This window comes from Synechococcus sp. R55.3 (genome assembly GCF_047461975.1).
Classification (GTDB): domain Bacteria; phylum Cyanobacteriota; class Cyanobacteriia; order Thermostichales; family Thermostichaceae; genus Thermostichus.
The window spans coordinates 55,631-63,403 of sequence record NZ_JANSIG010000004.1 but is presented as its reverse complement, the minus strand read 5'-3'; the positions used below and the strand labels follow the sequence as shown (position 1 = coordinate 63,403).

Genomic DNA, 7,773 nt, shown 5'->3' with positions numbered 1-7,773 from the left:
CCGAGATAGGGATCCGGGCCGCCCCTATCCTGCATCAACTCGTCCAGGGAAGGAACCTGGTAGCCAGTGCGGGGGTAGGGCTCGGCAGAGGTGTGGGTGGAAGGGTGGCGAAGGGAATCAAAGGAGGACGGGGCAAAGCCGTTGGATGAGAAGGAGGGGGTCTCGTTGCGGGCCTGTCGGCGCTTGAGGCGATTCAAAAAATCGTAGCTGGGAGGGGCTTCCGGTTGGCCGGGATTGGCAGTCGGGCTGTTCTGTTGGAAAGAGGCTTCAGAAGCTGCAGCAACTTGGGCAGCCTGGCCATTTGCGTCAGCAAGCCGTAGGCTGATTTGCTGCAGGCGCTTCAGGGTGTGGCCCAATTGCCCCTGGAACTCTTGGGTGATGGCAGCGATCTCTCCAGACAACTGCTGATGCAGAGCGCGCAGGTGCTGGTTTTCCGAGGAAAGCAGGCTTACCTGCTGACGGGCAGACTCCAACTCTTCGGCCACTTGTTGATACACCTGAATCGGCACCACCCCTGGCCCCGTCTCCATTGCGGCAGGGGAGCGAAAGCCACTGGGGTTACTGTTGCTGTTGCGAGCGCCAGAGGGGCTAGAACCCCGAAAACCGTATTGCATAGATTGGGATCGACTCGGAAGGACAGGGGGCTGGGACAGCTTGACACAGAGGGATCCAAGATATCAGGGATCTCCAAGGATAGTGCTGAACACCGGCAATCTAAAGGCGTGCAGCTCTAGCTTTAGTGTAAGCCGCAATTACTACCCCAAGCATACCGCTAAGCCTTTGGAATGGGCGATCCCTTCACAGTAATTTTTCCGGCCCACAAGCGCCATTTCCCCGCTGCTTCCAGGGAGGGCCGGCTTGCGCTGTCGTTCCCACGTCACGAATACTCTCCCACCAAGTCTGGAGAACCAGGAGATTCGGAATTTGAGGCAGAGGAGTCCTGCAGCAGCCGCTCCAGATCCCGTCGCAGAGGTGGTTCCAACTGTTCCAGCTCATTGACAAAGTCTTTTATACCCTGAAACTGGCGATAAACGGAGGCAAAGCGCACGTAGGCCACCTCACTTAGGTGTTGCAGGCGCTCCAGCACCATCTCGCCGATGCGCAGGCTGGTTACCTCTTGGGCATCTTCCAATTGCAGTTTTTCTTCGATCTCATTGACCAGCTCTTCCATCTGTCTGACGGTGACGGGGGTTTTTTGGCAGGCACGCATCACCCCTTGCAGGATCTTGTTGCGGTTGAAGCTTTCGCGGGATCCATCCCGTTTAATGACCATGATGGGCATGAACTCGATGCGCTCATAGGTGGTGAAGCGGTAGCCACAGGACATGCATTCTCGCCGCCGCCGCACACTCTGGCCACCTTCTGCCGAACGAGATTCCAAAACTCGGATTTCTTGTTTGCTGCAGCGGGGACATTTCATGGCTTGCAGTCCTTACAAAGCGACAGGTGGGTAGGAGGGTGCCTCAATTTTACCGGATGCTTAATCTTCTGGTGCTTAGACAGATTGCAAATGAGAATGAGATGGACTCTGTTCGTCGAGTGCAGATTGCAAGGGATCCCACCAAGCAGCGGCTTGCGCCTGGATCTGGGCCTTCAGCTCCGGTTCCATGCGATCCAAATGGATCAATACCCATTTCATTCTGCCCAAGGGGGCTAAGAGGGATCGCTGACGCAACAGGAAGTCCCAATACAACGTATTGATGGGGCAGGCTTGTTTGCCAACCTTTTCGCTGGGATTGTAGCGGCAATGGCGGCAGTAGTCACTCATTTTGCGGATGTACTGAGCAGAGGCGGCATAGGGTTTGGTGGAGAGCATGCCCCCATCGGCAAAAAGGCCCATGCCGATGACGTTGGGCTGCATCACCCAGTCGTAGCTGTCGATAAACACATCCTGAAACCACGCTTCTACTGCCTGGGGCTGAATGCCACTGATGAGGGCGAAATTGCTGAGAACCATTAGCCGCTGGATGTGGTGGGCATAACCATGACGGCGAATTTGATCCAGGGTGTGCTGCAGACAGGCCATGTCGGTTTTGCCCGTCCAAAAAAACTCTGGCAGGGGTCGCTGGTGGCCAAAAAAGTTGTTCTGGGCATAGCCGTTGGGCATTTGGTATTCGTAGAAGCCGCGCATGTACTCCCGCCAGCCCAGGATCTGGCGGATGAAGCCTTCGGCGGAGGGCAGGGGGATCCCGCCGCGATGGTAGGCTTGTTCGACGGCAGCGATGACTTCGTGGGGGGTGAGCAGGCCCAAGTTGAGGTAGGGAGAAAGCAGCGAGTGGAAAAGGAAGTCTTCCCCGGCTTGCATGGCGTCTTGCCAGGGGCCGAAGTGGGGCAGGCGCTCGTGAATGAAATGATCAAGCACTTGCAGGGCTTGGGCGCGGGTGACGGCCCAGCCAAATCCTTCTAGAGATCCGAAGTGATGGCCGTAGTGTTGCCTAACTTTTGCGATGACAGCCTGGGTGATGGCGTCGGGGGGGAAGGTGAGGGGCTGGGGGTAGCGCATTCCGGGTTTGGGGGGATGGCGGTTTTCCCGGTCGTAGTTCCAGCGCCCGCCTAGGGGCTTGGGGCCATCCATGAGAATGCGGAAGCGTCTTCGCCCTTCGCGGTAAAAGTCTTCTAGAAGCAGGCGCTTGCGGCCTGAGGCCCAGTCGATAAATTGACGAGTACTCCAGAGGAAGTGGTTGTTTTCCAAGATCAGGAGGGGGCAAGGGAGGGTGGATCTCAGCTTTTCTATTTCATCTCGGACGGGAATATCGGCGGGCTGCATGAGGCGGATCTGCTGCAGTTGATGTTGCTTGGCCCAGGTTTGCAGGGGCTCGGCATAGCTGTCGGCTTCCACGTAGGTGACTGGGTAGCCCCGCTGTTGCAGTTCTTGGGCAAAGTGGCGCATGGCCGACCAGACCAGCACCAGTTTCTGCTGATGGTGGTTGCGGGAGCTGGCCCAGGTGTGGGATTCGATGAGAATGACCGGAACTCGGTCTGGGGATAGGGTTGATAGGGAAGCGAGGGCGGATTGCTGTGGGTGGAGTTGATCCGCAAGGATCCAAACCCCTTCTGGGCCGGCAGATGGAGCGATCATGGGATGCTGAAGCTCTCGGTCTATGGGAGGAGCGCTGAGAATGACACAGGTTGAGTTTAGCTCTGGGGGGCAAGGCCAGGTGGCAGTTGCAAGGGATCCCAATGTCTGCTGAATCTCTGCGGATTGTTTTCAAAGCATGAACGGTACAGACGAGGAGAGAGAGACATTGCCGGAGAGACCCCACAGGCCGGGGATCCCTTTCCTGCGGTGGTGGGCCGGGCTGGGGATGGTGGCCCTGCTGCTGCTGGTGATCTGGAACTGCACGGATCCCTTGCCGCCGGCGTGGGATGAGGCGCAGCATTTGTTGCAGGCGCAGGCTTTTGGGCTTCACCTGCAGCGGTTTCGCTGGGATGGGCTGTGGGGGCAGCAGTTTTTGCATTTGAACCAGCGCTACCCCCCTTTGGCCTATTGGCTGGGGATCCCCTTGGCGGCTCTGCATCCCTTCAGCCGGGCGGACGGGCAGTTGCTCAACTTGGTGTTGCTGGGGGTGCTGGTTCTGGCAACCCAGCGGCTGGGACAGCGGGTCTATCGCTCCTGGGAAGTGGGCTGGCTGGCGGCGGCGCTGCTGCTCCTCTATCCGGGGATCACGGCTTTGGCCCACGTGTACATGTTGGAGTTGCCGCTGGTGGTGGCGGTGACGCTGGCGTTTTGGGCGCTGTGGGCCTATGGGGAGAAGCCTTCCTGGTGGGGGGCGGTGGGGGTGGGGGCGGGGGTGGCGGCGGTGCTGCTCACCAAGTGGACGGGGGTGCTGTTTTTGCTGCTGCCTTTGGTGGGAGTTGCAGGTCAGGCCCTCTGGCGCTCTGGGAAAGCGGTGGGGTGGTGGAAAGGGATCCCTTGGTTGGTGCGGCTGGCCCATCTGACCTTGGGCATGGGCGTGGCGCTGCTTTTGTGCTGGCCTTGGTACAGGGCCAATTGGCTGTTTGTGCTCAGCAATGGCTGGGCTTACGCCGAGACTGCCCACTACTACATCACTTGCCCAGCGGGATCCCTGTGCTGGTGGACCACCTACTTGCGCTTTCTGCCCCTGCAGATGAGCCCTTTTCTGTGTGGGTTGCCGCTGCTGAGCGGGTGGGGATCCCTGGACAGGCGAGAGGCAGTCTTGTGGGCCACCTACGGTTCGGGCTACCTTCTCTACACCCTGGTGGACATCAAAGATGTGCGCTTCACCCTACCTTTGCTGCCCCTCTTGGCGGTGTTATCAGCAGGCGGGATCCAAAAGGCTTGCCGGTGGTTGGAGGAACGCTGGGGTGCGTGGGCTTTGCAAAGGGGAGTCTGTGCAGGGCTAGTTCTGGGCTGCTTGGCCTTGGCCAATTTGGGTCGGCCCCTCACCCCAGGGGTGGCCCCTCTGTGGACGGGGATCCAAATGCATTGGCAGGGGCAGCACCCCACACAGGAGCTGACGCAGTGGATCCAATCCTTGATCCAGCCAGGCTTGACCACCACGTTGGGAGTTCTCCCCAATACAGAGCTGATCTCTTCCGAAACCCTCACCTACTTAGCAGCTCTCCAGCGCTGGCCGGTCACGTTCCGCGCTGCCGGGCAAACCCCCTGGCCGGAGTTGGAGCTCTCCTTGCTGGATGGGTTTGTGGATGCGGAAGGGGAACAGGGAATTATTGGCCCTTATGGCCCGACTAAGGAGCAGATCCGGCAGCACCTGCGCAGCAGCCCAGACTGGCGACAAGATCCGGCGGTGGAGTTGCCTACCTTGGGTCGGCTGCACACCTACTTCCCTCGCATGCCAAGAGTGACGGTGCAGAAGTGGCCTCTGGAAGCTGGGGAGGTGGAGCTGGTGGAGGTTGAGGCGCTGTTGGAGCTGGGGATCCCCGCCTGGAAGTTACGCTGGCAAGGCCCAGCTCAGAACTTGGCCCAGACGCTGGTTTGGGCGCGGCTGGAAGATGGGCAAGGACGGGTTTTGGAGAAGCGGGCCTGGGTGCTGGGGCAGAATCGCCTGCAGCTCAACTCAACAGGCGGCTGGCTGGTGGAAGAGATCTTGACGCTGCCCACAACCGACTTCCCAAGAGGTGGCCTTCTCCACCTGGAATGGCAGTTGCCCAAAGGGACCCGCCATTCCCTACGCCAACCCTGGAGAGGATCCCTGTCGAGCTTCCCGAAGGAGGGATCCCCCCTTGTAACGGATCCCTTGTTTCCTCTCCGCGAGGCGGCCAGAGCTGCTGCCGCTGGGGATCTGCAGGCCCTCTCCCTTTATCTCAATGCCTGGACAACCCTGCAATACCCGACTTTTTTGACGGATCCAGATCGCATCCTGGTACGGCAACTGCTGGAGGGGGAACGGCAACAGGCTGCTGCCCAAGGCCAACCGAGCCAGCAAATCCAAAGCCACTACCAACTGGGCTTGCTGTTGGCGGTGCTGTTACAACCAGAAGCAGCTCAGTTGCATTTTCAACAGATCGTCGAGCTGGATCCGGAAGACGAGTGGGCGCGGGCTTACCTGGGGTTTTTGCGAGTATTGTTCACTCACGACTTTGAGGGGATCCGGGGGTTGCGGCAAGAGCTCTCGGCTGTGCTTCAGCCTCTTTGCTGGAAAGCGGATTTGGATTGGGATTTGAATTGGATTTGTGCTGCTCTTTAGCCACAAAGTCCAGCTCCATTTGAGAAACCTGGGAAAGAAGAAAGTCGGCAAAAGCTTTGGCCACCACCGAAAGACGCTTAGAGCGCAAATAGACCAAATACCAGAACCCCCGAATGGGAAACTCTTCCACATCCAAAATAGCCAGATGATGCTGCCACCCCCCCAAGGCCAACACATGCTGAGACAAAACCGAAATGCCCAATCCACCCACAATGCCCTGGCGAATGGCTTCGCTGCTGCCTATCTCCATGCGGATGTTGAGTTTCAGGTTATGCTTGTCGAAGAGCCGCTCTACAGCCATGCGGGTGCCGGAGCCGGGTTCACGGGCCAAAAAAGGTTCTTGGGCAATGCGCGCCAGAGGGATCCCCTTTTGGCCCACCAGCGGATGATGAATGGGGGCCATCACCACCAAGGGATTTTCCAGAAAAGGTTGTGCCACCACGTCCAGATCTTCTGGCGGCATCCCCATCACGTAGAGATCGTCCATGTTGTTGCTCATCCGCTCCAAAACCTGCTGGCGGTTGATCACCTTGAGAGCTACGTCGATGCCGGGATACTGCTGACAAAATGGCCCCAGAAGACGGGGAATAAAGTATTTGGCAGTGGTGACCACTCCAATGCTCAGCCGTCCCTGCTTTAACCCCTTCAGGTCGGCAAGGGTCATCTCGAATTGATTCAATTGTTCAAAAATCTTCTCGCAGGTTTGGTGTAAAGCTTGCCCCGCTTCGGTGAGATACAGCCGCTTGCCCACCTGTTCAAACAGCGGTAACCCCACGGCTTTGCTCAATTGCTTGATCTGCATGGAAATCGTGGGTTGGGTCAGGTAGAGCTCTTCGGCAGCGCGGGTAAAGCTCAGGTGGCGGGCGGCAACCTCGAAGATTTGCAGTTGATGCAGGGTAATGGCCTTCATGGACATCAAGAAAAGCTAAAGGTTTACTACTAAATCATAAGCTCTAATCTATGCCTTTTGGCGAGATCCCTAGGAGAACCTGGCTAACGGTCACAGTGGCGAAAGGGGCAAAACCGAAGAGCAACCCCCTACCACTCGGACTTAAGGTAGAGATCGACCAAGGGATTGCGCCAGTCTGGGCACAGGCGGCTGTTTTTTTCCAATAGCCGCTCTCTGGGCAGGAGAAGAGTACGATCGGGGCCATTCTCGGTGGAGGTTGAGGGTGCTGAGACTGCCGAAAAACCAAGGGATCCGCTGGCTTGCGGGTGTGCTAGGCGCACTGATATTGCTGGGATGGGGGATCGCAGCCCATGCCCAATTTCTGGGGCCGGGCCGTTTTCTTTTCCCGGGCTCTGGTTCTCGGCTTCAGGGCAGCCAGGAACCGGCGGGATCCCTGCTCAATGCCTTCTGTCAGCAACCGCCTGCGGAAGTGGCCCGCAAGTCTCAACTGCGCCAACAGGCCAACCGGTCAGATGTCGCCTGGGCCGAATACGCGCAGATTTTGGACGAGCATCGTGCCGCCTTGATTGCCTGCCGCAGCCAACGCTGGCCCCAGATCCAGGCCATTTGGGTACGTCTGCACCCTTGTGATGCCAATCCGGGCGTGTTGGATCAGGTATTCGACCAAGTAGTGAACCTGGGCTACAACCGCGTCTTTATCGAGACCTTTTACGATGGCCGCTCTATTTTGCCGGATGGCGCAGGGGGGATCTGGCCCAGCTTACAGCCCAACGCCGACTTGTTGGATCTGGCTCTGAAGGCGGCACGACGCCGCGGCTTATCTGCCTATGCCTGGGTGTTTTCCCTCAATTTCGGTTACAGCTACGGACAACGGCCCGATCGACAGGTGGCCCTGGCCCGCAACGGTCGCGGCATCACCACCGTCTTGGATCCCGCTACAGCCCTTTCGGAAGACCTGGGCAGTCCTGGCGAGGTATTTGTGGATCCCTTTCATCCCTTGGCACGGCGGGATTTTGCCGAGTTAGTCCGCCGCATCCTACAGCGACAGCCGGATGGGATCCTTTTCGACTACATTCGCTATCCGCGTGGCTCAGGGGGATCCAGCGTGGCGGCCACCGTCCGAGACTTGTGGATTCACGGAGAGGCCGCTCGGAAAGCCTACCTCGATTTGGCAGAAAATCCAGCGGGTCGGGC

At 58.4% G+C, this 7,773-nt stretch carries 5 protein-coding genes and 1 pseudogene; 2 read left to right on the top strand and 4 right to left on the bottom strand.

Annotated elements, in window-relative coordinates; all coding sequences use genetic code 11:
• The 3 genes from NW849_RS01405 to NW849_RS01395 all read right to left on the bottom strand — a co-directional run.
• Positions 1-614 (bottom strand): hypothetical protein (locus NW849_RS01405; protein WP_414355594.1); only part of this gene is annotated, 614 nt, incomplete at its 3' end.
• 263 nt (positions 615-877) lie between these two features.
• Positions 878-1,420: a transcriptional regulator NrdR gene (nrdR, locus tag NW849_RS01400; protein WP_414328718.1), complete on the bottom strand. Its 543-nt coding sequence runs from the start codon at positions 1,418-1,420 to the stop codon at positions 878-880.
• Between the two features lie 75 nt (positions 1,421-1,495).
• Positions 1,496-3,079 (bottom strand): cryptochrome/photolyase family protein, encoded by a 1,584-nt coding sequence (locus NW849_RS01395; protein ID WP_414355593.1) that lies wholly within the window; start codon positions 3,077-3,079, stop codon positions 1,496-1,498.
• A 136-nt stretch (positions 3,080-3,215) separates the two neighbouring features.
• Here NW849_RS01395 and NW849_RS01390 point away from each other — a divergent pair, with 136 nt between their 5' ends.
• A complete protein-coding gene (locus NW849_RS01390) occupies positions 3,216-5,669 on the top strand; it encodes an ArnT family glycosyltransferase (RefSeq protein WP_414355592.1) in 2,454 nt (817 codons plus the stop codon).
• On the opposite strand, the gene NW849_RS01385 is transcribed toward NW849_RS01390, so the two are convergent.
• Complete coding sequence (locus NW849_RS01385) at positions 5,551-6,579, bottom strand: LysR substrate-binding domain-containing protein (protein WP_414355599.1); 1,029 nt, start codon at positions 6,577-6,579, stop codon at positions 5,551-5,553. The genes NW849_RS01390 and NW849_RS01385 overlap by 119 nt on opposite strands.
• 307 nt (positions 6,580-6,886) lie before the next feature.
• On the opposite strand from NW849_RS01385, the pseudogene NW849_RS01380 reads away from it, so the two are divergent.
• A pseudogene (locus NW849_RS01380) lies at positions 6,887-7,773 on the top strand (hypothetical protein); the annotation flags it as partial.

Bases quoted from the DNA above. Each gene is read 5' to 3' on its own strand.
- NW849_RS01395 (WP_414355593.1), bottom strand. From the start codon at position 3,079: ATGATCGCTCCATCTGCCGGCCCAGAAGGGGTTTGGATCCTTGCGGAT.
- NW849_RS01390 (WP_414355592.1), top strand. From the start codon at position 3,216: ATGAACGGTACAGACGAGGAGAGAGAGACATTGCCGGAGAGACCCCAC.
- nrdR (WP_414328718.1), bottom strand. From the start codon at position 1,420: ATGAAATGTCCCCGCTGCAGCAAACAAGAAATCCGAGTTTTGGAATCT.
- NW849_RS01385 (WP_414355599.1), bottom strand. From the start codon at position 6,579: ATGAAGGCCATTACCCTGCATCAACTGCAAATCTTCGAGGTTGCCGCC.